Annotated in this window: 23 protein-coding genes; 11 read left to right on the top strand and 12 right to left on the bottom strand. The window is 69.5% G+C overall.

Annotated elements, in window-relative coordinates:
- Window positions 1-78: 78 nt before the first annotated feature.
- The 4 genes from ACXC9Q_RS13070 to ACXC9Q_RS13055 all read left to right on the top strand — a co-directional run bounded on the left by ACXC9Q_RS13070 (window position 79) and on the right by ACXC9Q_RS13055 (window position 2,114).
- Window positions 79-261, top strand: coding sequence for a hypothetical protein (locus ACXC9Q_RS13070; RefSeq protein WP_457056736.1), 183 nt, complete (start codon window positions 79-81; stop codon window positions 259-261).
- A gap of 85 nt (window positions 262-346) precedes the next feature.
- A complete protein-coding gene (locus ACXC9Q_RS13065) occupies window positions 347-1,003 on the top strand; it encodes a GNAT family N-acetyltransferase (protein WP_457056735.1) in 657 nt (218 codons plus the stop codon).
- Window positions 1,004-1,016: 13 nt separating this feature from the next.
- Window positions 1,017-1,421 carry a DUF2784 domain-containing protein gene (locus ACXC9Q_RS13060; RefSeq protein WP_457056734.1) on the top strand — a complete coding sequence of 135 codons (405 nt, stop codon included), beginning with the start codon at window positions 1,017-1,019 and terminating at the stop codon, window positions 1,419-1,421.
- A 30-nt stretch (window positions 1,422-1,451) separates the two neighbouring features.
- Window positions 1,452-2,114, top strand: a complete 663-nt coding sequence (locus tag ACXC9Q_RS13055; RefSeq protein WP_457056733.1) for a permease prefix domain 1-containing protein — start codon at window positions 1,452-1,454, stop codon at window positions 2,112-2,114.
- Here the strand turns inward: ACXC9Q_RS13055 and ACXC9Q_RS13050 are convergent.
- Window positions 2,094-2,420, bottom strand: coding sequence for a PadR family transcriptional regulator (locus tag ACXC9Q_RS13050; RefSeq protein ID WP_328524843.1), 327 nt, complete (start codon window positions 2,418-2,420; stop codon window positions 2,094-2,096). The two genes, ACXC9Q_RS13055 and ACXC9Q_RS13050, sit on opposite strands and share 21 nt — an antisense overlap.
- Window positions 2,421-2,505: 85 nt before the next feature.
- On the opposite strand from ACXC9Q_RS13050, the gene ACXC9Q_RS13045 reads away from it, so the two are divergent.
- Window positions 2,506-4,659 carry an MMPL family transporter gene (locus tag ACXC9Q_RS13045; protein WP_457056732.1) on the top strand — a complete coding sequence of 718 codons (2,154 nt, stop codon included), beginning with the start codon at window positions 2,506-2,508 and terminating at the stop codon, window positions 4,657-4,659.
- Here the strand turns inward: ACXC9Q_RS13045 and ACXC9Q_RS13040 are convergent.
- From ACXC9Q_RS13040 to ACXC9Q_RS13005, 8 genes are all read right to left on the bottom strand, one after another.
- Window positions 4,656-5,780, bottom strand: coding sequence for an N-acetylmuramoyl-L-alanine amidase (locus ACXC9Q_RS13040; RefSeq protein ID WP_457056731.1), 1,125 nt, complete (start codon window positions 5,778-5,780; stop codon window positions 4,656-4,658). The two genes, ACXC9Q_RS13045 and ACXC9Q_RS13040, sit on opposite strands and share 4 nt — an antisense overlap.
- A gap of 40 nt (window positions 5,781-5,820) precedes the next feature.
- Window positions 5,821-6,138 carry a thioredoxin gene (gene trxA, locus ACXC9Q_RS13035; protein ID WP_442914170.1) on the bottom strand — a complete coding sequence of 106 codons (318 nt, stop codon included), beginning with the start codon at window positions 6,136-6,138 and terminating at the stop codon, window positions 5,821-5,823.
- A 41-nt stretch (window positions 6,139-6,179) separates the two neighbouring features.
- Window positions 6,180-7,166 carry a thioredoxin-disulfide reductase gene (trxB, locus tag ACXC9Q_RS13030; protein ID WP_457056730.1) on the bottom strand — a complete coding sequence of 329 codons (987 nt, stop codon included), beginning with the start codon at window positions 7,164-7,166 and terminating at the stop codon, window positions 6,180-6,182.
- Window positions 7,167-7,276: 110 nt separating this feature from the next.
- Entirely contained in the window at window positions 7,277-8,038 is a 762-nt protein-coding gene (locus ACXC9Q_RS13025; RefSeq protein ID WP_457056729.1) for an anti-sigma factor family protein, read from the bottom strand.
- 111 nt (window positions 8,039-8,149) lie between these two features.
- Window positions 8,150-8,863, bottom strand: a complete 714-nt coding sequence (gene sigM / locus ACXC9Q_RS13020) for an RNA polymerase sigma factor SigM (protein WP_457056728.1) — start codon at window positions 8,861-8,863, stop codon at window positions 8,150-8,152.
- A complete protein-coding gene (locus ACXC9Q_RS13015; protein ID WP_457056727.1) occupies window positions 8,860-10,515 on the bottom strand; it encodes a protein kinase family protein in 1,656 nt (551 codons plus the stop codon). The genes sigM and ACXC9Q_RS13015 overlap by 4 nt, the downstream gene beginning before the upstream one ends.
- A 139-nt stretch (window positions 10,516-10,654) precedes the next feature.
- Window positions 10,655-12,301: a murein biosynthesis integral membrane protein MurJ gene (gene murJ, locus ACXC9Q_RS13010; protein WP_457056726.1), complete on the bottom strand. Its 1,647-nt coding sequence runs from the start codon at window positions 12,299-12,301 to the stop codon at window positions 10,655-10,657.
- Window positions 12,294-14,573, bottom strand: a complete 2,280-nt coding sequence (locus ACXC9Q_RS13005; RefSeq protein WP_457056725.1) for a DUF6049 family protein — start codon at window positions 14,571-14,573, stop codon at window positions 12,294-12,296. Before ACXC9Q_RS13005 ends, murJ begins: the two co-directional genes overlap by 8 nt.
- 63 nt (window positions 14,574-14,636) lie before the next feature.
- Between ACXC9Q_RS13005 and ACXC9Q_RS13000 the strand changes: the two genes are divergently transcribed.
- Entirely contained in the window at window positions 14,637-16,058 is a 1,422-nt protein-coding gene (locus ACXC9Q_RS13000; RefSeq protein ID WP_457056774.1) for a CCA tRNA nucleotidyltransferase, read from the top strand.
- Here ACXC9Q_RS13000 and ACXC9Q_RS12995 read toward each other — a convergent pair.
- On the bottom strand, window positions 16,055-16,828 hold the full coding sequence (locus ACXC9Q_RS12995) for an aminotransferase class IV (RefSeq protein WP_457056724.1): 774 nt from the start codon (window positions 16,826-16,828) through the stop codon (window positions 16,055-16,057). The two genes, ACXC9Q_RS13000 and ACXC9Q_RS12995, sit on opposite strands and share 4 nt — an antisense overlap.
- A 53-nt stretch (window positions 16,829-16,881) precedes the next feature.
- Here ACXC9Q_RS12995 and ACXC9Q_RS12990 point away from each other — a divergent pair, with 53 nt between their 5' ends.
- The gene (locus tag ACXC9Q_RS12990; protein WP_457056723.1) at window positions 16,882-17,496 is read left to right on the top strand and encodes a hypothetical protein; all 615 of its coding nucleotides are present in this window, start codon (window positions 16,882-16,884) and stop codon (window positions 17,494-17,496) included.
- Here ACXC9Q_RS12990 and ACXC9Q_RS12985 read toward each other — a convergent pair.
- Window positions 17,493-17,951 carry a GNAT family N-acetyltransferase gene (locus ACXC9Q_RS12985; RefSeq protein ID WP_457056722.1) on the bottom strand — a complete coding sequence of 153 codons (459 nt, stop codon included), beginning with the start codon at window positions 17,949-17,951 and terminating at the stop codon, window positions 17,493-17,495. The two genes, ACXC9Q_RS12990 and ACXC9Q_RS12985, sit on opposite strands and share 4 nt — an antisense overlap.
- A gap of 106 nt (window positions 17,952-18,057) precedes the next feature.
- On the opposite strand from ACXC9Q_RS12985, the gene ACXC9Q_RS12980 reads away from it, so the two are divergent.
- The gene (locus ACXC9Q_RS12980; RefSeq protein WP_457056721.1) at window positions 18,058-19,317 is read left to right on the top strand and encodes an amidase; all 1,260 of its coding nucleotides are present in this window, start codon (window positions 18,058-18,060) and stop codon (window positions 19,315-19,317) included.
- Here the strand turns inward: ACXC9Q_RS12980 and ACXC9Q_RS12975 are convergent, their stop codons facing one another.
- Window positions 19,318-21,222, bottom strand: coding sequence for a discoidin domain-containing protein (locus tag ACXC9Q_RS12975; protein WP_457056720.1), 1,905 nt, complete (start codon window positions 21,220-21,222; stop codon window positions 19,318-19,320).
- Between the two features lie 112 nt (window positions 21,223-21,334).
- Here ACXC9Q_RS12975 and ACXC9Q_RS12970 point away from each other — a divergent pair, with 112 nt between their 5' ends.
- Genes ACXC9Q_RS12970 through ACXC9Q_RS12960 form a run of 3 tightly spaced genes read left to right on the top strand, consistent with a single transcriptional unit; the run spans window position 21,335 to window position 24,580 of the window.
- Window positions 21,335-22,363: a LacI family DNA-binding transcriptional regulator gene (locus ACXC9Q_RS12970; protein ID WP_457056719.1), complete on the top strand. Its 1,029-nt coding sequence runs from the start codon at window positions 21,335-21,337 to the stop codon at window positions 22,361-22,363.
- A 38-nt stretch (window positions 22,364-22,401) separates the two neighbouring features.
- Window positions 22,402-23,865 carry a M81 family metallopeptidase gene (locus tag ACXC9Q_RS12965; RefSeq protein ID WP_457056718.1) on the top strand — a complete coding sequence of 488 codons (1,464 nt, stop codon included), beginning with the start codon at window positions 22,402-22,404 and terminating at the stop codon, window positions 23,863-23,865.
- A 40-nt stretch (window positions 23,866-23,905) separates the two neighbouring features.
- Complete coding sequence (locus ACXC9Q_RS12960; protein ID WP_457056717.1) at window positions 23,906-24,580, top strand: hypothetical protein; 675 nt, start codon at window positions 23,906-23,908, stop codon at window positions 24,578-24,580.
- The last annotated feature ends 16 nt before the right edge of the window (window positions 24,581-24,596 follow it).

Raw genomic sequence — 24,596 nt, 5'->3', positions numbered from 1 at the left:
CGATCTGGCTGCTGAGACGGTCGCAGCCGGTGACGCGGGGCGGTGCGGCCTGAGAGGTGGAACCGGAAGGCGGATCGGATGAGCGTGAGCAAGACAGCCGGCGTGGCACTCGGTGGACTGCTGCTGGGCGTGCTGGCCGGGTTCGCGGGCGAACTGTTCAGGCGGCAACCCGCCGCGAAGGTGCAACAGCGGTACGTCGCTCCGGAGGCGGCGGTGACACCTGACGCACGGACTCCGGCGCCGGAGCCGGCCACTCGATGAGTCGTAAAGTGATACCGACCGTGACGAACGTAACAACCAGCACGCCGGCCGACCGGACGCGATGCACCGCGGATCGGACGCGCTGATGGCTCGACGGCTCGAACCGCTCACGCTCGCCAATCTCGACGAGCTACCGATGGCGTGCCGTGACTGTGTGTTCTGGGAGCTCGACCCGGTCGCCGCCCGGCAGGCCGACCGCAACGGCGACACCGGCCTGGAGAAGGAGGCCTGGCTCTCCCAGCTCCTGCTCGACTGGGGTACGGCGGGTGTCGTGCTGTACGTCGACGACGGGCCGGCCGGGTTCGCGGTGTACGCGCCGGCGGCGTACCTGCCGAGGATCCAGGCGTTCCCGACCGCGCCGGTCAGTCCGGATGCCGTCGTCCTCGCGACCGGCCGGATCCAGCCGCGCTACCTGGGGCTCGGGCTGGGGAAGATCCTCGTCCAGGCGGTCGCGAAGGACGTGCTCAAGCGCGGATTCCGGGCCGTCGAGGCGTTCGGCGACTCCCGGTGGGACGGGCCGGGCTGCGTCTGGCCGACCGAGTTCCTCCAAGCGGTCGGGTTCGGCGTCGTCCGCGAGCATCCGCGCAATCCCCGGCTCCGGCTCGACCTGCGCTCGGCGATCACCTGGCGCAGTGAGATGGAGGCCGCGGTGGAGCGGCTGATGGGCGCGATCCGGCCCGAGCACTCACCGCCCGCGCCGGTCACGGTCCGGGACGGCCTCACCCGCGACTCGGCCACCTGACGGCAGGGCCATCATGATCTGGCGCTTCCTCGCCGACGTCGTGATGGTGGTGCACGGCGCCCTGCTGGTGTTCTTCCTGATCGGCGGCTTCCTCGCCTGGCGCTGGCCCAAGGTGATCTGGGCGCACCTGGCCATCGTTGTGTGGAACATCGTCATCGTGCTGGTCGACTTCGGTTGCCCGGTCACCGCGACCGAGAAGTATTTCCGTCGCCGCGGGGGAGAGACGCCGTACCCGGCCGGCTATATCGAGCACTACCTGGACGGGAAGCTGTGGCCGGAGGGCGCGACGCCGACCGTCGAGAAGATCGGCTTCACGATCGTCGTGATCTCCTACATCGGATTCTTCATCCTGCAGCATCGCCGGAAGGCGGCCGGGCAGGCCAACGTCAGGGGAGATTCAGTGGGACCCCGGACGTGATCGGATCCTGGCGGACCCATACTGAGAGGCGTGTCCAGCCGCGTAAGCACCCGCACGCCGGTCGACGAGTACCTGGCCGCGCTGAGCAAGTCGCTCGCCGGCCCGCGTCGCCGGAAGACGGACCTGCTGGCCGAGGCGCGTGACCACCTGACCGATGCGACCGAGGCCTTCGAGGCCGACGGTCTGGATCGCGAGCAGGCCGAGCGGGAGGCTGTGGCCGACTTCGGTGAGCTCTCCGAGGTCGTGCCGGGGTACCGGGCCGAGCTCGCGGTCAGCCAGAGCCGGCGGACCGCGATGCTGCTGTTCCTGGTGCTGATCGCGCAGCCGATCGTCTGGCAGGACGGTGTCTGGAGCTGGAACCAGGAGCCCAGCCGGCCGAACGTGCTGAACGACTTCCTCCAGACGCTGGTCCGGGGCATCGGCATGGTGGCGATCGCCGGTGCGGTCCTGGCAGTGATCGCGGCCGGCGTCGGGCTGCGCTACCCGCTCGTCCGGGATCATGTCAGCCGGGTCACGGCGTTGTTCGCCTTGGCGAGCGCGGTCGTCATCAGTGCGATCGGAGTCGGCATGGCGGCGACCAGCCCGCACCCGCCCGACGTACCAGCCTTCGGCATCGTCTGGAGTTTCGTCGTACTGCCGCTGCTCGCCGTCGGCCTCCAGGCCGGCCGTGTCCTACGCCTGGCCCGGGCGTAGCACCCCTTCCACCACAGCCCGGAAGGTCACCCACTCCTGCTTGCCTGAGGCAAGCATCTTCGTGCCGGCACTGGTGAGCTGATACGTACGGCGCTTCCGGCCGCCGACCGTGCTCCACTCGCTGGACAGGTAGCCGGCCCGCTCCAGCCGCCGCAGCGCGGGATAGAGCGTCCCGGTCGGCAGGTCGAGCTCGCCGCCGCTGCGCTCCAGCAGCGCCTCCATGATCGCGTAGCCGTGCAGGGGCTCGTCCTCGACGACCGCCAGGATCATCGGGTCCAGGTGTCCGCGCAGCGCATCCGCCTTCATGTAGGCAGTCTACTCATATGTCTGTTACTGTCGGGAGGCGACATGTAGCTACTCTACTTATAACGACATGTGAGGAGGCACGGCGATGACCGTGGACACCCCAGTACTACGACTGCCCGGGAAGGACGGTGGACGCTCCGGCCTGCTGCACCGGGTGTCAGGCTGGTCGATGCGGCACGCCGGTCTCGCGTTGGTGCTTTGGGTGGTCGCCCTCGTCGCAGTGACCGCCGCGTCGACCGTGGTCGGCGACCGGTACAAGAACGACACCTCGCTTCCCGGCACCGACTCCCAGCGGGTCACCGACATCTTTCGTGCGCACCAGCCACAGGGGGAGACGGCCTCGGTGCAGGTCGTCCTGCGTGCCGACGGCGGACTGGTGGCCGAGAAGCCGCGGGTCGCCTCGATGCTGGCCGTCGTCCGGGACCTCCCGCACGTAGCCTCGGTCGCCGACCCCTTCACCGCTCCGGGATCACTCTCGCAGGACGGCCGGACGGCGTACTCCACGGTCAGCCTGGACGTTGCCGTCGCGGATATGCCGGTGGAGGACGTGCGGACGATCATCCACCGGGCGCAGGACTTCGCCCGCACTGGATTCCAGGTCGAGGTCGGTGGTGATCTGGCCCGGTCCGCCGCGGACAGTTCGGGTGGCGCCTCCGAGGGTGCCGGCCTCCTGGCCGCGCTGGTGATCCTGGTCTTCCTGTTCGGGTCGTTGCTTGCGGCAACTCTTCCGCTGTTGACCGCGGTGTTCGCGGTCGGCAGCACGCTCGGCCTCTTGGTTCTCGCGTCGCACCTGTTCACCGTGCCCAGCTACACGGCACCGGTGATGATGCTGGTCGGACTCGGCGTGGGCATCGACTACGCGTTGCTGATCTTCTCGCGCTATCGCCATGAGTTGCTCAAGGACGGCACCGATCGGGAGACCGCGTCGATGATCTCTCTGGACACCGCCGGTCGATCGGTGATGTTCGCCGGCTGCACGGTGGTAATCGCGCTGCTCGGTCTGCTCGCACTCGGTCTCGGTTCGCTGCAAGGCGTCGCGCTCGGAGTCACGCTGACCGTGCTGACGACGATGCTGGCCGCGGTGAGCTTGTTGCCGGCGCTGCTGACGCTGTTCGGGAAGCGGATTGAGCGGAGTGTCCGCAAGCACGCCGCGAAGAAGCGCCGTACGCCCGGTGACGGCTGGCGGCGGCTGGCGGCCGCGGTGCAGCGTGGGCCGTGGGTGCCGTTGGTGCTCGGGACGGTCGCACTGATCGCGTTGTCGCTGCCGGCGTTGAACATGCGGCTCGGGTTCGCGGATGCGGGTACGGACGACCCGGCCAAGACGAGCCGGAAGGCGTACGACCTGCTGGCCGACGGCTTCGGGCCCGGCTTCAACGGTCCGCTCGTGGTCGTCTCCGAAGGAGACCAGGCCGCGACTCAGCGACTCGGGCAGACCCTGGCGGCCGATCCGGGCATCGCCGCCGTCACGCCGCCGCAACTGACGCCGGACGGCAAGATCGCGACCGTACTCGCGTTCCCGAAGTCGGCACCGCAGGACGCCGCGACCAGCGATCTCGTGAACCGGCTGCGGGACCAGACCTTGCCAGCCCTCGAGTCGCAGACCAGAGCGACGTACCTGGTCGGTGGTGCGACTGCGGCGGCCGACGACTTCGCGTCGGCGGTGAGCAAGCGGCTGCCTGTCTTCGTGCTCGTGGTGGTCGGATTGTCGGCGCTGCTGCTGATGGCGGTGTTCCGGTCGATCCTGATCCCGTTGAAGGCGGCGTTGCTCAACCTGCTCAGCATCGGTGCTTCGCTGGGAGTGATCACGCTCGTGTTCCAGCAGGGCTGGTTCGGGGCGCAGTCCGGTCCGATCGAGGCGTTCGTGCCGGTGATGATCTTCGCGATCGTCTTCGGGTTGTCGATGGACTACGAGGTCTTCCTCGTCTCGCGGATCCATGAGGAGTGGCGTCGTACCAGGGATGCTCGGGAGGCCGTGCGGGAAGGACTGGCGACCACGGGCAGTGTGATCACAGCGGCGGCCGCGATCATGATCGTGGTGTTCGGCGCGTTCCTGCTCAGCCCAGACCGGATGCTGAAGCAGTTCGGGCTCGGCCTGGCGACGGCGGTCCTGCTGGACGCGCTACTGATCCGGTGCGTCATCGTCCCCGCCGTACTGCGCCTGTTCGGCAACCGCGCCTGGTGGCTGCCGCGCCGGCTCGACCAGGTGCTCCCGAAGATCGCGCTGGAGAAGGAGTACTAGACCGTCAGTTGCCCGAAGCGAAGCATGCCGGTGGCGGCGTCCTGGTCCGGCGGGAGGTACACGCGCTGGATGGCGACGACGATCGCCTCCGCGATGACGTCCCGGAAGGCCGGGTCGGCCAGGCGGGCGGAGTCGTGCGGATTGGTGACGTAGCCGATCTCCAGCCGGACCGCCGGCATCTTGGTGCGCCGCAGCAGATCCCAGGTCTTGGCGTGGGTGCGGCAGTTCAGCAGGTCGGTGCGGGCGACGATCTCGCGTTGCACGAGACCGGCGAACTGCTCACCCACGCTCGACGAGGCGCCGTGCAGGTCATTGCCGTAGTAGTACGTCGCGACGCCCTGGGCCTCCGGGTTCATCGACCCGTCGGTGTGCAGCGAGACACACAGGTTCGCGTCCGTCTCGTTCGCGAACGCGGCCCGGGCCAGCTCGTCCGGCCCCTGATCACGCCCGCGCGACAAATACGCGCGTACGCCGGTCGCACCCAGGCGACCCTCGATCCGGGCGGCGAGGTCGTACGCGACGTCGGACTCGCGCAGGCCGAAGCCCTCCCAGCCGTGGTCGAAACCACCGTGGCCGGGATCGATCACCACGGTCTTCCCGGACAGCCGCGGTCCCGCGGCGCGAACGGCCTCGGAGGCGCGCAGGGCGTCCGGCCGGCCACCGGTCGCCATCGGCCGGATCCGCTGCAGCGCCTTGAACGTCGACGGGCCGCAGGTGCCGTCGCCCGGCAGGCCCATGTTCCGCTGGAAGTCGGTCACCGCGCGCTGGGTGTCCGCGCCGAAGATCCCGTCGATCCGGGCGACCGCGAACCCGAGCTCCTGCAGCTTCGCCTGCAACGCGAGCACGTCGTCACCGGTCAACGGGTGCGACGGCACGTAGGTCAGCAGCCGGTCGCCCAGCCGCCAGCGCGCGTCGTCGATCGCCCGGTACGTCTGCGGGCCGACGATCCCGTCGATCATCAGCCCGCGTTGCTGCTGGAACCCCCGGACAGCGTGCGCGGTCGCTTCGTCGTAGACGTCGTGACCGCCGGCCAGCAGCCCGAGCCGCTGGAGCTTGCCGACGATCTCGGCGACAGCCTCACCGCTGTCGCCGATCCTGTACACGCCGTGGGGGGCTTCCATGAATGGCTCCTTGCCGTGGCGGTCGGAGGTGTCGTACGGATCAGGCCGTGAAGTCTGCCAGTTCCTTCAGCAGCGCGGCCTTCGGCTTGGCGCCGACGATGGACTTGGCGAGCTCACCGTTCACGTAGACGTTGATGGTAGGGATACCGGTGACGCGGTAGTTGCTCGGGGTGACCGGGTTCTCGTCCACGTTCATCTTCAGGAACGTGAGCTTGTCACTGTGGTCCTGCGCCAGCTCCTCCAGGATCGGGGAGACCTGGCGGCACGGCCCGCACCACTCGGCCCAGAAGTCGACCAGCACCGGCTTGTCGCTCTTCAGTACGGTCTGGTCGAACTCGGCGTCGGTGACGGCGTTCATCTTCTCGCCCACGGGCGTAACTCCTTCAGTGGTTGTGAGGTTCAGACGGAGACAGGCTGACTGGCCGCAGCGGCCGCAGCCGTCTCGGCGTCCTCGAGAGTGGCCAGGAAGCGCTCGGCGTCCAGGGCGGCCGCACAGCCGGTGCCGGCCGCGGTGATCGCCTGCCGGTAGGTGTGGTCCACCAGGTCGCCGGCGGCGAACACGCCCGGCAGGTTGGTCTCGGTGCTGCCTTCCTTGACGAGGACGTAGCCCTCCTCGTCCAGGCGCACCTGACCCTTCACCAGCTCGGAGCGCGGGTCGTGCCCGATCGCGATGAACAGGCCGGTCACCGGCAGCTCCCGGGTGTCACCGGTCACGGTGTCCCGCAAGGTGACGCCGGTCAGCTTGTCCTCACCGTGGATCGCGGCGACCTCGGAGTTCCAGGCGAACTCGATCTTGTCGTTCGCGAACGCGCGGTCGGCCATGATCTTCGAGGCGCGCAGCTCGTCGCGGCGGTGCACCAGCGTGACCTTCTTGGCGAACCGGGTCAGGAATGTGGCCTCCTCGATGGCCGAGTCGCCACCACCGACGACGGCGATCTCCTGCTCGCGGAAGAAGAACCCGTCACAGGTCGCACACCAGGACACGCCATGGCCGGACATCCGGTCCTCGTCGGGCAGGCCGAGCTTGCGGTAGCCGGAGCCCATCGCCAGGATCACCGTGTTCGCCCGGTGCTGGATGCCCGCCGAGTCGGTGACGACCTTGATGTCGCCGGTCAGGTCCACGGCCACGATGTCGTCCGGCACCAGCTCGGCGCCGAAGCGCTCAGCCTGGGTGCGCATCTCGTCCATCAGCGCCGGGCCCATGATGCCCTCGGCGAAACCGGGGAAGTTCTCGACCTCGGTGGTGTTCATCAACGCGCCACCCGCGGTCACCGAGCCCTCGAACACCAACGGTTCGAGCCGGGCGCGCGCGGCGTACACGGCGGCCGTGTAACCGGCGGGGCCGGAGCCGACAATGATGACGTTGCGGACTGTGGAGTCGCTCATGCAGGCGTTCCTCGTGTCGTCGAGACTTCTGGTACGTCGTACTCAACGGATCCTAGAGGCCGACCATTCCCACGGTACCCATCACGAGGCCGTGGCACCGCATTGCGGTCTCAGCGATTGCGCAGTGTCACCGTGGTGTCGTAGAACGAGCTGGCGACACCGCCCGGATTGCTACATCCGGTGACCGCGAAGACCTGGATGTCGCGCGCCGATCCGCCCGGCAAACCGATCAGAACCGCGCTCCTGCCGTCGACCTTGGCGGGCTGGACGAGCTGGAGTTGCGGGTTCGGCCGGCCGGACGCGAACACCCGGGCGCAGGCCAGCTCGGTCGCCGAACCGTGCAACACGGGCTCGTTGCTGCTCTCCAGCCAGTGCTGGGCCCTCGGGCCGATGTCGCTCGTGCTCATCGTCGGAACGCCGCTCGGCAGTGCGGTCGGGTTGGTGTTGGCGGCGTTGTCGCCGGCCTGGTCCTTGGTGGTGATCACCACACCGACGCCGATCGCCGCTACCAGCACGACGGCCGCGGCAGCGCCCAGCAGCTTCGGCAGGTGCCGGCGGGGCTGCTCGCGGATCTGCGCCAGCGAGTGCACACCGACGGTTGACGCCCGCAGCACGGACTCCGAGACGATGACCGCGTCCAGGTGCTCGGCGACGTCGGTCGGCATCGGGATGTCCTCCCGGCCCTCGTCGGCAAGATCCTCGGACAGCTGGACCAGAGCGTCGTACGTCTGCTGGCAGTCCGGACAAGCCTTCACGTGTTCACGAGCGCGATGCGCCTCGGGTGCGGGCAGCAGATTCTCGATCAAGTCGGCGATGGTGTCCGTGTCCAGGTGCTCGAGGTGCTCACTGGTCGGAAGACCGGAATCGGTCATCGGGAACTCGCCCCCTCATGGGAGGAACGCGGTGTGATCATCAGAGTGCTCCGGGTAGAGGCATGGAGGCTGAGTCGCAGGTAGGCGACTTCGCTTCGACGGAGTACCCACTCATTCGGTTCCCACCGTTTCCGCGGCGGTTTTCTCCGGCACGTCGTGGGCGCCGGCCCGGGTCGTCTGCCATTGCTTGAGCAGCGGAAGCAGTCGGGCCCGGCCACGGGCACAGCGGGACTTCACCGTGCCGGGGGCGCAGCCGAGGATCGCCGCCGCCTCCTCGATCGAGTAGCCCTCCATGTCAACGAGAACGAGGGCGCTGCGCTGGTCGGAGTTGATCTGCTTCAGCGCGTTCAGCACATCCAGCCGGCGTTCGCGGACCTCGGCCGGGTCGTCCTCGGCCGGTCCGGCCAGCTCGGCGGCGCGGTCCTCGTCCTCCGGCAGCGGGTCGGCGGCCCGCACCTGGCGCCGGCGGATCCGGTCGAGGCACGCGTTCACGACGATCCGGTGCAGCCAGGTGGTCACCTTCGCGTCACCGCGGAACGAGTCGGCCCGGCGGAACGCCGAGATGAACGCGTCCTGCAGTGCGTCCGCGGCCTCCTCGGGCTCGCCGAGGGTGCGGATCGCGACGGCCCACATCCGGTCCCGGTGCCGCTTGACCAGGAACCCGAACGAGTCCGGATTGCCGGCCACGTGCAGCCGCAGCAGCTCGTGGTCGTCGAGCTGGTCGTAGCTCGTCGGCCCAGCGTGCGTGGCAGGCTCGGCCGCGCCGATCCGAGGTACGTCCGACCGGGGCGGCGGCGTGGAACCCGAGTCCAGGTGAGCCGTCATTTCTGGATTGTGACCTCCGAGATCGTGCCCCGGTACTTGCCGCCGTCTTCCTTCGGCAGCTTGGTCAGCCAGACCAGAACGTACTGCGTCTCGGTCGGCGCCGAGGGGGTAAGAGTCACCGTACCCTCGGGCTGGTCCTCTTCGGTGGCGACCGGCTTCCACCCGCTGACCGCGCCCGGCGACGTGCTGGTGTCGTCCTTCGGGATCATCAGCTGCACGCTGGAGCCGTCGCCCTCGAGCGCGACCTCCACCTTGGACACCGCGGTCGGAGCACCCAGGTCGTAGATGATGCCGACGCCCGGCTTCTGGCCACCGAGGTTCGGCCGGCTGTACGACTGGGTGGTCCAGGTCGTGCTCGCCTTGCCGTCGTAGGTGTTGCCCACGTCGTCCGGGTGTTCGCTGCCGTTGCCGTCCGGCAGCGGGTCGAAGTCCTTGGCCTTCACGATCTTGGCCGCCCCGCCCGTCGCCGACGGCGTCGTGCTGGTCTGCGGCGCGTTGGTCGTCTTGTTGTTGCTGTCGCCGCTGCCCTGGTCGTTGTTCATCGCGCCCTTGAGCAGGAACTGCGCCATCGCGACCACCGACAGCAGCGCCAGGACGGCGAGCAGGATCAGGATCCGGCCACCCCAGGAGCCCTTCGGCTTCGGCTCGTCGGCGCGGCGCCGGCCGTTCCCGTTCGACGGGGGCGGCGGCTGGCGCCGGATCGGCCGGGTCTCGGGCGCGGTCGCGTACGCCGAGTGCTGCTGGTGCCCGTTGTCCGACTCGTAGGCCGGTGGGGTCGGGTCGAGCGCCGGCGGCGGCGTCTCGGGGACGACCTGGGTGGCGTCGTCGATGCTGCCGTTCTGCCGGGCGACCTGGACGGTCTCGTCCATCTGGTTCGGCGGCTCGTGTGAGCTGCCGACGACGCCGGACAGTGCCGCGGACAGGCCGGCGGCGCTGGTGATCAGCGGGGCGTGGTGACGTGGCGGGTTGCTCAGCAGCCGGTCGCAGATGTCGTCCAGCGAGCGCGGCACGCCCGCTCGCACCTGGCGGGGACTGAGCAGCCGGCCGTGCTCGACCGGCGCGGGCTGCAGGCCCCAGGCCGGCGCCGGGCCGGGCCAGCGACCGGTGAGCGAGGCGAACAGCAGCTCACCGAGCGCGTGCACGTCCTGCTCGGGCGAACCAGGGCCGGACGACCGCAGCGCCGCCTCGGTGGCGAGGCCGACGACCTTGATCGCGCCCGCGTCCGTGACCACGACGGTCGAGGGGCTGATGGAGCCATGCGCGTGGCCGGTGCGGTGCAGGTTCTCGAGCGCTTCGGAGACCTCGCGGGCCAGCCAGCCCGCTTGCTGCCCGGTCAGCGGGCCGGTGCCGAGCATCCGCTCGAGGGGCCGGCCGCCGGCCCACTCGCGAACGCAGTACGTGACGCCGTCGTGCATGTCACAGTCGAGCACGCGGAGGAAGCGCGGGTCGGCCGCCGCGGCGGCCCGCCGGGCGGCGTCGAAGAGCAGGTTGGTCCTGGGATCGCCGACCGGCAGGACGTCCACGACGACGGCCCGGCTGAGTACCTCGTCCACTGCCCGCCACACCCGCGCACCGTCGATCTCCGCCAGTAACTCGGCGATCCGGTAGCGGCCGGCGAGCAGGGCACCAGGACTGACGGTCTGGTTCGACACGGTGTCTCTCGCCCTCCTCGATGCACTGGTCGGCCTGCGTCTGCCACTCCGGACCCTGTCGGCGGGAGTCCGTTAGCAGCCCCCATGCTAGTGCCCCCCTGACCCGACAAGTGGTGCACGAGTGCACAAGCGCCCCGGTTCAGCGGCGGCCGGGCAGTTTCCGTGTGACCACGGCCACCACGTCGTTCACTTCGTGGATGCGGAGCACCCTCGCCACCCCGGCGTACACCGGCAGCATCACGGCGGCCGCGACGGCCAGTTGGAGGATCGCGCCGATCGGTCCGGACCAGTCGACGGCCAGGCCGAGCAGCCAGAGCGCGATGCGGCCGGCGGCGACGCCGAGCACGGCGGCGATCACCATCGCGAGCAGCGGCAGCCCGATCCCGGCACCCGGAACGCGCGGCACCTTCCGCCGCAGCACCGGCCGGGACATCAGCACGGCGACCAGGTAGGCGAGCGCGAACGCCGCACCCAGGACCACACCGCTGAACCGGAGGTGCTGCGGGTCCAGCAGCACCCGGACCCCGATCAGGGCCGCCGCGATGTTCGTCGCCGCGATCACGCATTGCAGGAAGAACGGCGTCCGGGTGTCTTCGAAGGCGTAGAAGGTGCGGAGCTGGAAGTACTGGATCGTGAACGGGACGATCCCCAGCGCCAGCGTCACCAGCGTGTACGACATCAGCGTCAGGTTGTTCTTGCCGGAGCCGTAGCCGGCGATCACCGTGACGATCGGGTACGCGAACGCGATCATCGCGGCCGCCGCCGGGACGACGATGGCCAGCGTCTGCCGGATCGATCGGGCCGACAGCCGCTCGACCTCGGTCACGTCGCCGTCGGCCGCGAGCGCGGACATTTGCGGCAGCGCGGCCGTCGCCAGCGACACCGTGACGATGCCGTGCGGCACCAGGATGATCAGCATCGCGGTGCTGTACGCGAACAGACCGGCCTTGGCACCCGGGTCGTGCGACGCGCTACCTGCGATCGCGAGCCGGGTGACAACCACCAGGGTCACCTGGTTCACCACGACGAAAAGAACTGTCCAGATGCCCAATCGGGCAGTGTGACCGAGCCCGGTGCTGCGCAGACCGAACTTCGCCCGGTAAGTGTGCCCGCTCGCCCGCAGGTACGGCAGCAGCACCAGCAGCTGTACGGCGATGCCGAACGTGTGCCCGAGTCCGAGCAGCAGCTCCTCGCCGTGGCTGAAGGTGGCCGGCGGATCGCCGGTCCGGTAGATCATCAGGAAGATGACGATCGAGGCGCAGGCGACGACGTTGTTCGCGATCGGCGCCCACATCATCGGGCCGAACCGGCGCCGTGCGTTCAGCACCTGGCCGACGAGCACGAACGCGCCGTAGAAGAAGATCTGCGGCAGGCAGAGCCGGACGAACATCACCATCGCTTCCCGCTCGGGCGCGCGGGACGGGTCCTTCAGCTCTTCCGGCATGTACAGCCCGGCGATCGCAGGTGCCAGCAGCACGCACCCGACCGTCACCACCGCCAGGACGACGAAGCCGAAGGTCAGCAGCCGGTTGGTGAAGTCCTGGCCGCCGTCGTCGTGGTTCTTGATCGCGCGGACCAGTTGCGGGACCAGCACGGTGTTGAAGACACCGCCGGCCAGCAGGATGTAGAGGCTGTTCGGGATGGTGTTCGCGGCGGTGAAGATGTCGCCGCGCAGCGCGGTGCCGATCGCGGCCGCGAGCAGGGCGATCCGGACGAATCCGAGCAGGCGTGACAGCACCGTTCCGGCTGCCATCACCCCCGCGGAGCGCAGGGTGCGGTCAGCCATCCTTCGAACCGACTCCTTCTTTCAGGGACCCACCGGCTGGGGCGTCGGTGGCCGGCGGGTCGAGCGGCTCGGGGTGCAAGGCGTCCGGGGTGGCCTGCTCGTCCACCGCCGCCTCCGACGACGGAGCCGGTGACGGGTGCCGGCGTTCGGTGCGGATCCGCCGGTAGATGCGGACGAACGACGTACCGAAGAGCAGTGCGCAGGCCGCACCGACCAGGATCCAGCCGACGCTGCCGTACTGGCTGGCCTGGATCAGCAGCTCCTGGGACTTGCCGACCGGGCGGCCGGAGGCGGTGATCACCTGGGCGCCGGCCCGGATCAGGCCGTTCTGCTCGGCGCTCGCGTTGATCCGGGGGGTGAACTTCTGCTTCGGCGCCAGGATCCTGGTCTGCTGCGGTTCGATCCGCAGGTCGGTCCGGTTCGTCGGGGAGACCACGATGCCGACCCGGACGGACCAGTCGGTGTCGTTCGTGATGGTCAGCGGGAAGGTGCCCTTGCTGCCGGCGAGGTTGACCTTGATCTCCCTGCGCTCGCCGTTCACCGCGTTGTTGACCAGGTGCACCTTCGACAGCTGCAGGTTCACCGAGCCGAGCTCGATCGCGGCGAAGCGCTTGGCCTCGTCCGGGAATCCGCGCCAGCTGATCGACGCCGAGCGGAGCAACGCCTGCGGCATGGCCTCCGGCAGGTCCTCGACGGGGTTGGTCAGCAGGTCCTTGAACGTGGTGGTGGCCTGGTCGAGCTGCTTGACGCCGTCCAGCTGGTCGGCGCTCATGATCGCGTTGGACCGCGGCGCGGCCGGGGCCTTGATCACCGGCGGTCTCGGTGTGCCCGCCACGACCTGCCCGACGCTGGTGGCGTTGATCCACGGCAGCGCCAGGTCTCCGGCCAGGGCGGCGGTGGCGCGACCGGTGGAGTCCCAGCCACGGGGCGGTACGGCGACCACCGAAGCGCTGCCCTTGCCACTGGCGGCGATCAGCGCGGTCTCGGCCGCGAACCGCTGCCGGACCTGGATCGGGTTCTCGCCGGTGTCCGGATCCGGACCGCCCGCCGTCAGCGCGGAGTCGGCCACCACGGTGCGCACCGTGTCCCGCGGGCCTTCCGGCGTTCGAATGTCGTAGACCGGCGAGGTGGCCGTCAGACCGGCGCGCTCGACGGCCGGCCAGGAGCCGCTACCGACCAGGTTCAGGTCGTCGTCGGACGCTCCGGCGAAGCCCTGAGAGGCGGCCGCGAGGTAGCGGCTGGCGGCGGCGCCGCCCTCCAGCCAGAGACCGTTTGTGAAGCCGGGCGGGAGGCTGAACCTCTCGGTGGTTCTCCGCGCGTCGTAGACCAGCTCCTTGAGCGGGTCGCCGGCGTCCAGCAGGCCGGCGATGTCCGGATCGCCGTACGGGAGCAGGACGACCTGGTTTCCGCGGGCCCGGCTGGTGTCGAACGCTTTCAGCCAGGCGTCCACGACGACCCGGCCGGCACCGGGGGTGGGCTTGCCGCCGTCGCCGACGTCGTACCCGTCCTTGACGATCCTGCGGGCCTCGTCGAGCGTGGCGGGGTCCACCAGCCAGGTGACCCTGCGCTGGTTGCCGAGGGCCAGCAGCCGGCCGAGCCGGCCGGTCGGCGCCATCGACTCGGCCAGCGACTCGTTGGTGAAGCGCTTGCCCCCGAGCTGGGTCGGCCGGTGCTGCAACGGGATGATCAGTGCGGTGTTCACCGCGCGGGTCAGCGGCTGCTCACCGATCACCGGCATCAGAGTGCGGGCGCGACCGACAGTGAGCCGCTCCTGACCCTGCGGCGTACCGCGGACGACGACGCCGACCACATAGACCCCGGTCTGGTGGCTGATGCGCCACTCGTTCCACGGGACCTTGAGGCTGAACTGCAGCGATGCGTTCGGTGCCAGCGGGGCGTCGTACTGCTGGAACACGCCGGTGTCCGGCGTCGTCATCCGGCTGCAGCTGCTCCGGTCGTTCATCGCGACGTCCTGCTCCGCGGAGACGCCGGCGATCTCGGCGGCCGTGGACAGGCGGTGGGTGCGGTCGATACAGGCCAGCGCCTGCGGTGCGTCGAGCGTCTCGGTGCTGGTGTTGCGGACGGTGCCCTTGATCAGCACGTCGTCGCCGGGCTTCGGGGCGACCGGTCCGAAGGAGTCGATGGTGACCTGGACGACCGGGTCGTCGACAGGCGCCGCGACGGTCGGCGGGGTGCCGAGAGTCGCTGCCGTCGCAGCGATCAGCAGGCCCGCACCCGCCGCCGCGGAGAGCCTCAGTCGCCGTCTGAACACGCCGTCACCGTAACCTAGTTCCCCGTGTCACCCTTTGCCGACCAGTCAGCCTCCGCCGGATCGTTGTCCGCCGTCCAGCGGCGAGGCGTCCAGGCGCTCCTGGAGATCGCGCCGGTGGTGGACGAACTCGGGTCCCGATTCGACCGGGCCGGCCACGAGATCGCCTTGGTGGGCGGTCCCGTCCGGGATATTCTGCTCGGCCGGGGGAGCAAGGATCTGGACTTCGCCACGTCAGCCCACCCGGACGTCGTGGAGCGGTTGCTGGCCGGCTGGGCGGACCACGTCTGGGACATCGGCAAGGCGTTCGGCACCATCGGCTGTCGTAAGGGTGAGTGGGTTCTGGAGATCACGACCTACAGGTCGGAGTCCTACGATCCCACGTCGCGCAAGCCGGAGGTGTCGTACGGCGACAGCCTCGAGGGCGACCTGGCCCGGCGCGACTTCGCGATGAACGCGATGGCGGTCCGGCTGCCGTCGCACGAGTTCGTGGATCCGTACGGCGGGATCGCGGACGTCGCGAACCAGCGGATCCGGACCCCCGGCACCCCGGAGGACTCGTTCTCCGACGACCCGCTGCGGATGATGCGGGCGGCCCGGTTCGCCGCGCAGCTCGGCTTCACGCCCGACCCGGCGGTGGTGGCCGCGATGACCGCGATGGCCGACCGGATCACGATCGTGTCGGCCGAACGGGTCCGCGACGAGCTGATCAAGCTGATCTGCGCCGACCACCCGCGGATCGGCCTCGACCTGCTGGTGACCACCGGGCTGGCCGACCATGTGCTGCCCGAGCTGCCCGCGCTCAAGCTGGAGCGAGACGAGCACCACCGGCACAAAGACGTGTACCAGCACTCGCTCACCGTCCTCGATCAGGCCATCGATCTGGAATCCCGTCTATCTGTTCCGACGCCGGATTTCGTCGTTCGGTTCGCTGCATTGATCCACGACATCGGCAAACCGAGGACCCGGCGGTTCGAGGACGCGGGCAAAGTGACCTTCCATCACCACGATGTGGTCGGCGCGAAGCTCGCCCGGAAGCGGATGAAGGCGCTGCGGTTCAGCAACGAGCAGATCGACCAGGTCAGCAAGCTGATCGAGCTCCACCTCCGCTTCCACGGGTACGGCGACGGCGAGTGGACCGATTCCGCCGTACGGCGCTATGTCCGCGACGCCGGCGACCAGCTCGAGCGGCTGCACGTCCTCACCCGAGCCGACTGCACAACGCGCAACAAGCGCAAGGCAGAGATGCTGCGGGCCGCGTACGACGATCTCGAGGAGCGGATCGACCGGCTCCGCGAGCAGGAGGAACTCGACGCGCTGCGCCCCGACCTCGACGGCAACCAGATCATGGAGATCCTCGGCATCCCACCGGGCCGCGAGGTCGGCGAGGCCTACAAGTTCCTGATGAACCTCCGCCTCGACCAGGGCCCCCTCGGCGAGGACCAAGCCCGCGAAGCACTCCAACGCTGGTGGTCCGAGCGCGGCTAGATCTCCTGGGCCGGCTGTGTGGCGTAGGCGGTCGCGATGAGCTCCGCCGACTCCGGATGCGGTGCGTACGACGTCGTGTCCGCGCCGGCCGTGATCGACGCGACCGGGAGGGCCGGGTCTATCGAGTTGGTCAGGTAGGCAGCGTCGTACGACGGGAGGTCGGTCAGGCGGACCGGGGTCGTGTCGAAGGTGGCGAGGCCGCGTTGGAGAGTTTGCTGGCGGATTCCGGGGAGGACCGGGGCGGACGGGAACACGATCGTGGTGCCGCGGGCGAAGCAGATGTTCCAGATCGACGCCTCGGAGATCTCGCCGGAGGTGGTGTGGAAGACGGCGTCGTCGTACCCGGCGAGCTCCGCCTGGCGGCCGTAGTACGTGAGGTCGAAGGTGCCGGTGTGCTTGAGGTGCGGAAGGGCACGCTGGTGCTCGAACGCCAACAGCCGCGGCGGTTGTACGCCGGGCTCGATCGGCGGGCTGACGCGGATGAGTAGCTGTAACTCCGTGGTGCTGAAGACGTTGACGCGGAGGGACAGGTCGCCGCAGCCGGCGGGCTCGAGGGCTGCGGAGAGGTCGGCGTGGACGCGGTCCGCGGGGAGCGGCTGACCGAACACTTCGCGGGCGCTGCGGTCGAGACGCTCGAAGTGCAGGTCGAGCCCGTGCACCGCGCCGGCACGCACCTGCATCGAGGTGAAATGCCCGTAGCTGATTGCTCTGAGCAACCCCGGGTCGACGGTCCGCACAGGTTCACCGTTGAGCAGCAGCGACTCGATCACGCCCCCAGTCTGACCTCACCAGTCCACCGGGTGCTCTGGTCTACCCTCGCGCTGTGGACGTCTTGAGCATCATAGGGTGGGGCGGGTCCGCGCTGGTCGTGCTGTCGTTGCTGCAGACCCGGATCCTGCGGTTGCGCCTCCTGAACCTGATCGGCTGCGTGATCCTGGTCGGCTTCAACCTCGCGATCGGCGTCTGGCCGATGGTCGGCATGAACGCGGTCCTGGCCGTGATCAACGTGGTGCACCTGTGGCGGCTGCTCGGGCACCGGCACGACGAGGCCGAGTACACCGTGCTCCAGGTCGACGACTCCGACGCCTACCTGGATCACGTGCTCGCCCGGCACGAGAAGGACATCAGCCGCTTCAACCCCGGCTTCACGGTCGATGCGAGTCCGTATGCGTTCCTGGTCCAGCACGGCGACCGCACGGTCGGTGTCGTCCTGGCCCACGACGCCGGCGCCGGCCGCGCCCAGATCGACCTCGACTACGTGCTCCCGAAGTACCGCGACTTCACTCCCGGCGAGTTCGTCTACCGCCGCAGTGACGTCTTCACCGACCACGGCTTCCACCAGGTCCTCGCGCCTCCGCGGATGCGCGAGTCCAAGCCCTACCTCAACAAACTCGGCTTCCATCGCGACGGCGAGGACCTGGTCCTGGATCTGCGTTAGAGGTCCTTCGCGAAGCAGAGCGAGGCCTGCTCGTTCTCGAAGGGCGGGTACGGCGCGATCGGCTGGTAGCCGTGGTTCGTGTAGAGGGCGATGGCCTCGTGCTGCCGGGTGCCGGTCTCCAGGCGTAGGCGGGTCAGGCCGATGCGGCGGGCCTCTGACTCGACGGCCGTGAGCAGGGCTCGGGACAGACCCCAGCCGCGGGCGGACGGATCGACGTACATGCGCTTGATCTCGCCGAGGCCGGGGGAGACGGGTTGCAGGCCGACGCAGCCGACCGGGGTGCCGTCGAGCAGGAGCAGCGTGAACGAGATGTCCGGGTGCAGTGCGACGAGTGGCTGGTCCTCGCCGTACATCGCGGCCAGTTCGGCCTGCTGGGCGGTGGTCAGCGCCAGCAGCGCGGGGTCGGTGCCTGCGACCGCCCGGAGTTCCGTTCCCTCGATCAGTTCCGCCGTCATGCGTCCGGACGGTAGCAACACAGCATGACGCTCCTGTTTCCGTTTTCTCTCCGGCGCCAACTCACCGCGAGAGGCGGTTCGGCGCTCGGCGTGCTGTGATGACCCGATGGAGTCCCTGGAAGAGATCGCCACAGGTGTTCGGGCCGGCCGGGTCGATCCGGTCGCACTGGTCGAGGAGGCGCTACGGCGGGCCGACGAGAGCGCCGAACTGAACGCCGTCGTCCATCTGGACGTCGAGGGTGCGCGGAAGGCGGCGGCGGGCCACGACCGGACCGGGGCGCTCGCCGGCGTGCCAGTGCTGGTCAAGGAGATCGTCGAGGTGGCCGGGCTGCCTTATCGCTGCGGGTCGGCCGCGATGGACGAGATCGGCCGGCAGGACGCCGACGTGGTGCGCCGGCTGCGGGCGGCCGGTGCGATCGTCATCGGGCTCAGCTACACGCACGAGTTCGCCTACGGATGCACAGGTACGTCGAACCGGGTCGGGCCGTGCCGCAATCCGCACGACCCGGCGCGGATGACCGGTGGCTCCAGTGCGGGCGCGGGTGCCGCGGTCGCGGCCGGGGTGGTTCCGTTGGCGATCGGCACCGACACCGCCGGATCGGTCCGCATCCCGGCGGCGTTGTGCGGAGTCGTCGGCTTCAAGCCGTCGTACGGCACGCTGTCGACGGATCGCGTCTTCCCGCTGTCCCAGAGCCTCGACCACGTTGGTGTCCTGACGCGGACTGCTGCCGACGCCGCTTACGCGCTCGAGGCTCTCACCCGCGTTCCGCTGGCTGCGGGGCGACCGACGCGGCTCGGAGTGGTGACGAACCCGGAGTATCTCGACTTCACCGCCGAGGTCGGTGCGGCGTGGTCGGCCGCGCTTGCTCGTCTCGCCGCGGCCGGGGCGGAGCTCGTCGACGTCGCGCTGCCCGACTGGCAGGACAGCTTCACGACCGCCGCCGCGATCCAGGGACCGGAGGCCGTGGCGAACCACACCGGCCGATCCACTGCGCAGTACCAGCCCGACGTCCAGGAACGGCTCCGCGAGGCGGCCCAGATCACCCGTGCGGAGTACGACGCCGCCAGGACAGAAGCGGCCGCGATCACCGCTGAGGTGAACGGCGTGCTCGGCCAGGTCGACGCCGTACTCATGCCGACCGTCCTCTGCACCGCACCGCTGATCACCGACGTCGACACACCCGAAGGCAGCAAGGCGGTCCGCTCCCAACTCCTCAAGAACACCCGCCTCGCCAACCTGACCCGGCACCCGGCCGTCAGCCTGCCCCTCCCGACCGACGGCCTCCCAGTAGGCCTCCAAGTCATAGCCGCCACCAACAACCAAGCAGCCACCACCACCCAATGGATCGAAAGCCGGTTGTCCTGATCAGCGGTAGAGGCGGATGTCGGCGAGGGTCCACCAGTTGGGAGCCGTGCCGGTCGCGGTGATGCGCAGGTAGCGCGCGGACGTCGGGCGAAGGTCGACCGTGGTCAGCTGAGCGGTCGAGGTGCCGGTGGCGACCGTCCGCCAGCGGACGCCATCGTTGCTCACGGCAACGTCGTAGCCCCGGGCGTAATCGCTGGCGTTCCCGCCGCTGTCCAGGGCGACCTGGCGGAACGTCTTCGCCTTGCCGAGATCCACCTGCACCCATTGACCCGGCGACTGGGCCTGCTTGCTCTGCCACACCGTGGACCCGTCGGCGTCGATCGCCAGCCCTGCCTCGGTGCCGTTCACCGATGCGGTCGCCGTCGCGCCGTCCAGCGAGACCGGGTGCGGCACGTCCGCCGACATGCGGTCCCAGGTGAAGGTTGCGATCGAACCACCGGGCAGCTCGTATTCGAAGGACTTGTCGCCGATCGCCACCGCGAAGCTGCGCGGGTCGTCGTTCTCGTTGTGGACGAGGAGCGCAGTCGAGCCATCCGGGTTCCGGAAGGCGGCGGACATCAGTTGCCCGTTCCACCCGGTCGTCCCGTACGACGTACTCCCGATCCGGACCGCGCCCGCTTTCACGAACTTCGACAGGTGCCCGATCGTGTAGTACTCGGCGTCGGTCGTGACCGTGCCGTCCGGTTGCAGCGTGACCAGGCCGGTGCAGGTGTCGCAGCCACCGAGGTGCGGGCCGCCGGTGGAGTCGAGGGCGATGTTCCAGTTGACCACCGACTTCGCCCAGTTGCGCGTGGTGCCGAGCATCAGGGTGCGGGCGTGCCACGTCAGCGTGCCGCGGAAGATCTGCGGCGGGGTGTCGGTCGGCCCGTGCGACCCAGAGCACTCGGTGAACCAGATCCCCTTCGACGGGAACGCGTTGTGCAAGTCGGTCTGCTTGGACGGATCGCCGGAGTAGCAGTGGTACGCCGTACCCGCGATCCACTTGGCCGCCGGTGTCTGCAGCAGCTTGTAGGGATAGTCGGTCTCGGGGTCCTCGCCGGGCGGCGTGGACGCGATGTCACCGGGGTGCGTGGTCCAGTTGTGGTCGTAGCCGAGGATCTTCGTCCGCGGGCTTGCCTTGTGCAGCAGCGGGCCTAGCGCCTCGATCACCGCTGCCTCTTGGCGCACGGGCATGTCCGTGCCCGGGTACGCACTCGGCTTGCGGTTCTGCGGCTCGTTCTGCACGGAGAGGAAGTCGACAGGCACGCCGGCCTTCGCGTAGGCCTGGACGAACTTCACCAGGTAGCGGGCGTAGGCGTCGTACACCTTGGGGTCGTCCTTGAGCCGGCCGCCGACCAGCGAGTCGGCGGTCTTCATCCAGGCCGGCGGACTCCACGGCGTAGCCATCACCTTGACCGCCGGGTTGAGCTGCTTGGCGCGCCGGAGCAACGGGAGGACCTGCTGCTGGTCGTGCGCGATGCTGAACTGCGTCAGCCCGAAGTCGGTCTGCCCGACCGGTACGTCGTCGTACGTGTAGTGCTCGGCCTCAGCGGTGAAGTCGGACGACCCGACCGGCTGCCGCAGGAAGCTCACGCCGATGCCCTGTTTCGGATCGAAGAGTTTGCGCAACGTCTGCTCGCGGTCCGCCGGGCTGAGCCGGTAGAGCACGTTCGCGGACGAGTCGGTGATCGAGGCACCGAAGCCGTCCATCGTCTGGTACGACGTCGTCGGGTCGACCGTGATCGTCGTACGGTCGCTCGCCCCGCGCTGGAACGTGACCGGCGCGCGCTCGTGCAACAGCTCCGCCCGGTCGGGCGTCGTGACCCAGACCTGGGCCTGGGCCGACGGGGGATGGGCCTGGGCGGCGGGACCGGTGAGCGAAGCTGTGGCCAGGGCCAGGGCGACGCCGAATGCCTGTGTTCTCATCGCAGCTCCTCGAATGAAACAAACGGCCACAGGACACGCCCCCCTCCTGCCCCTGTCAAGATCTGGCAGCGGTGGCCTAGAGTGCTGAGCGTGAAACAAGGCGATGTAACAAATGCCTAGGGATCGGGCTACCGTCCGCGAGGTTGCCGCAGCGACCGGAGTCTCGATCGCGACGGTGTCCCGGGTGCTCAACCAGCAGGGCAGTGTGGCGCCGGAGACCCGGCTGCTGGTCGAGCGCGCGGTCGAGGAGCTCGGCCTGCGCGCCCCGAGCCCGCGCGGCGGTACGGCGAAACCCGTCACCGGCGCCGTGTACGTGCGCTGCCCTTATGTACTCACGGACTACTTCGGCCTGATCGTGTCGTCGATCGCGGAGACGCTCGACCGGCACGGACGGCAGGTCGTCCTCAGTGCGGGTGAGGCGGCGCAGCACGAGCAGGTGTTGTCCCGGCTGCCGGCGCAACGCGAGATCGGCGGCGCGATCCTGATCCTGCCGCCGGAGCCGGGGGCGGAGCTGGTCCGGCTCGGTGCGCGCCGGTTCCCGTTCGTCGTCGTCGATCCACGGACGACGCTGCCGCGCGACATCCCCTCGGTCTCCGCCGCTCACCACGCCGGCGCCCGTCAAGTCACCGCCCACCTGACCTCGCTCGGCCACACGCGGATCGGCGTCATCGCGGGCCCGCGCGAGTGGCTCGCCGCGGACGCCCGGCTGAGCGGTCACTCCGCCGCTCTCGCCGCTGCAGGCATCCTGCCGGACCCCACGCTGGTGAAACACGTCGAGCCGACCATCGCCCACGGCTACCGAGCCGCCGCCGAACTCCTCGACCTCGATCCCCGCCCCACCGCCTTGGCCGCGTTCAACGACAAGACCGCGATCGGTGCGCTGCAGGCGGCCGCCGAACGCGGACTGTCCGTCCCTGCCGATTTATCGATAGCGGGCTTCGACGACATCGACCTGAGCCGCGCGACCACACCTCGACTCACGACGGTCCGGCAGCCGTTGCAGGAAATGGGCCGGATGGCGGTCAGTCTGCTGATCCGCCTGCTGGACCGCCACGAGGTCGAGGCGTTGCACGTCGAGCTCGCGACCAAGCTGATCGTCCGCGGGACCACCGGGCCGAGAGTGTCCACTATCAGGGCGTAGGAGTGCGCGAAACGGCTCGATTGTGGCAGGTTTTAGTCATGAACCTTCGGATCGGCATTGCCGGGATCGCCATCGAGTCCAGCACGTTCTCGCCGCACCGCGCCGGCCTGGCGGATTTCGACGTACGCCGTGGGGAGGACCTGTTGCGGCGGTACGACTTCCTCGGCAAGGAGTGGGCGCAAGGCGTCGACTGGGTGCCGCTGCTCCACGCGCGCTCACTGCCCGGTGGCGCCGTCCTGCCGGAGGTGTACGACGACCTGTCCGCCGAGATCATCGACAAGATCGGGTCGGCCGGTGAGCTGGACGGGTTCTTCTTCGACATCCACGGGGCGATGAGCGTGGTCGGGCGGCAGGACGCGGAGGGCGATCTGGGCACCCGGGTCCGGGCCGCGCTCGGGCCCGACGTCCTCGTCTCGACCTCGATGGACCTGCACGGGAACGTCTCCCGCGAGCTCGGCACGGCCGTCGACCTGATCACCTGCTACCGGATGGCGCCGCACGAGGACGCGATGGAGAGCCGGGAGCGCGCGGCCCGCAACCTGGTCGAGCGGCTCCGGTCCGGGCTCGGTAAGCCCGGCAAGGCGTGGATCCAGGTGCCGGTGCTATTGCCCGGCGAGAAGACCTCCACCCGGCTCGAGCCGGCCAAGTCGATCTACCGGCGGGTCGCCGAGATCGCCGACGAGCCCGGCGTACTCGACGCCGCGGTTTGGGTCGGCTACGCCTGGGCCGACGAGCCGCGGTGCCGCGCGGCCGTGGTCGTCACGGGCGACGATCAGCAACTGATCACCGAACGCGCCGCCGAGCTGGCCCAGGCGTACTGGGGTGCACGCGACGCCTTCGCGTTCGTCGCGCCGACGGGCACGTTGGAGGAGTGCGTGGCCGCCGGTCTCGCGAGTACGGCGCGGCCCTTCCTGATCAGCGATTCCGGCGACAACCCGACCGCCGGTGGTGCCGGCGATGTGTCCTGGACTCTCGGCCAACTGCTCACGGTCGACGAGCTGACCAGCGGCAACGCGACCGCGATCCACGCGAGCATCACCGACCCCGATGCGGTCGCCGCCTGTGTCGCGGCCGGCGTCGGCAACCCGGTCCAGGTCTCCGCGGGCGGCAAGGTCGATTCCGGTCCGGCAGGCCCGGTCGAGCTGGCCGGCACGGTGTTCTCGCTGTCGGAGGACCCCGTCGGCGGGACGGTCGCGGTGGTCAAGGCCGGCGGCCTGCACTCGATCCTCACGTCCCGCCGCAAGCCGTACCACCACATCGCCGACTTCACCCTCCTCGGCCTCGACCCGGCCGCCACCGATCTGGTGATCGTCAAGATCGGCTATCTCGAACCGGAGCTCTACAACCTCGCCAAGGATTGGCTCCTGGCCCTCACCCCCGGCGGTGTAGACCAAGACCTCCTCCGCCTGGGACACCACGGCGTCCTCCGCCCCCTCTTCCCCTTCGACCCCGACATGCCCACCCCCAACCTCAGCCCGGAGCTCCTCCCGCCGCCCGAGTAACGCGCCGGCCTCCCGGCGTACGCTCGTGGGCGGGGGTGCCATGAGTGCTGGTGGCGGTGGCGAGCCGGGGCAGCCGGTTCGCGGGGAGTCTCGGTGGCCGAGTCTGGCCGCCGTGGTGGTGGCCATCTTGTTGACGCTCGCGCGGCCGAAGGAGATGCGGGTGGCGCCGGCGTGGACGCTGCCGGCGGTCGAGGTCGTGCTGCTTGCGGTGCTGATCGTGCGGGACCCTGGGCGGATCGACAAGCGGTCGTCGTTCTTGCGCGGTGTGTCGATCACGGTCGTGGCGGTGCTGGTGCTGGACGCCCTGCTGGCGACGGTGCGGCTCGTCGCGACGCTGATCCACGGCGGGTCGATCACGAACTCACCCGAGGCGCTGCTCGCTGCCGGCGGTATCGTCTGGTCGTCGAACCTGCTCGCGTTCGCCTTGCTGTACTGGGAACTGGACGCCGGCGGTGCCGCCAACCGCGCCCACCGGATGCCGCAGTACCTCGACCTCGCCTTCACGCAGCAGCTCAGCCCGGAGGTCGCGCGACCAGGCTGGCGACCCGTATTCGTCGACTACTTGTACCTGGCGCTGACCACATCCACCGCATTCAGCCCGACCGACGTGATGCCGCTGGCCCGCTGGGCCAAGATGGCCATGGGCCTGCAGTCCCTGATCTCGCTGACCGTCGTAGGCCTCGTTGTAGCCCGCGCAGTCAACGTCTTCACCTGACGCTGTCAGGTGTCGG

The organism is Kribbella sp. CWNU-51 (assembly GCF_054073265.1).
This window is presented reverse-complemented; position numbering and strand designations above follow the sequence as displayed.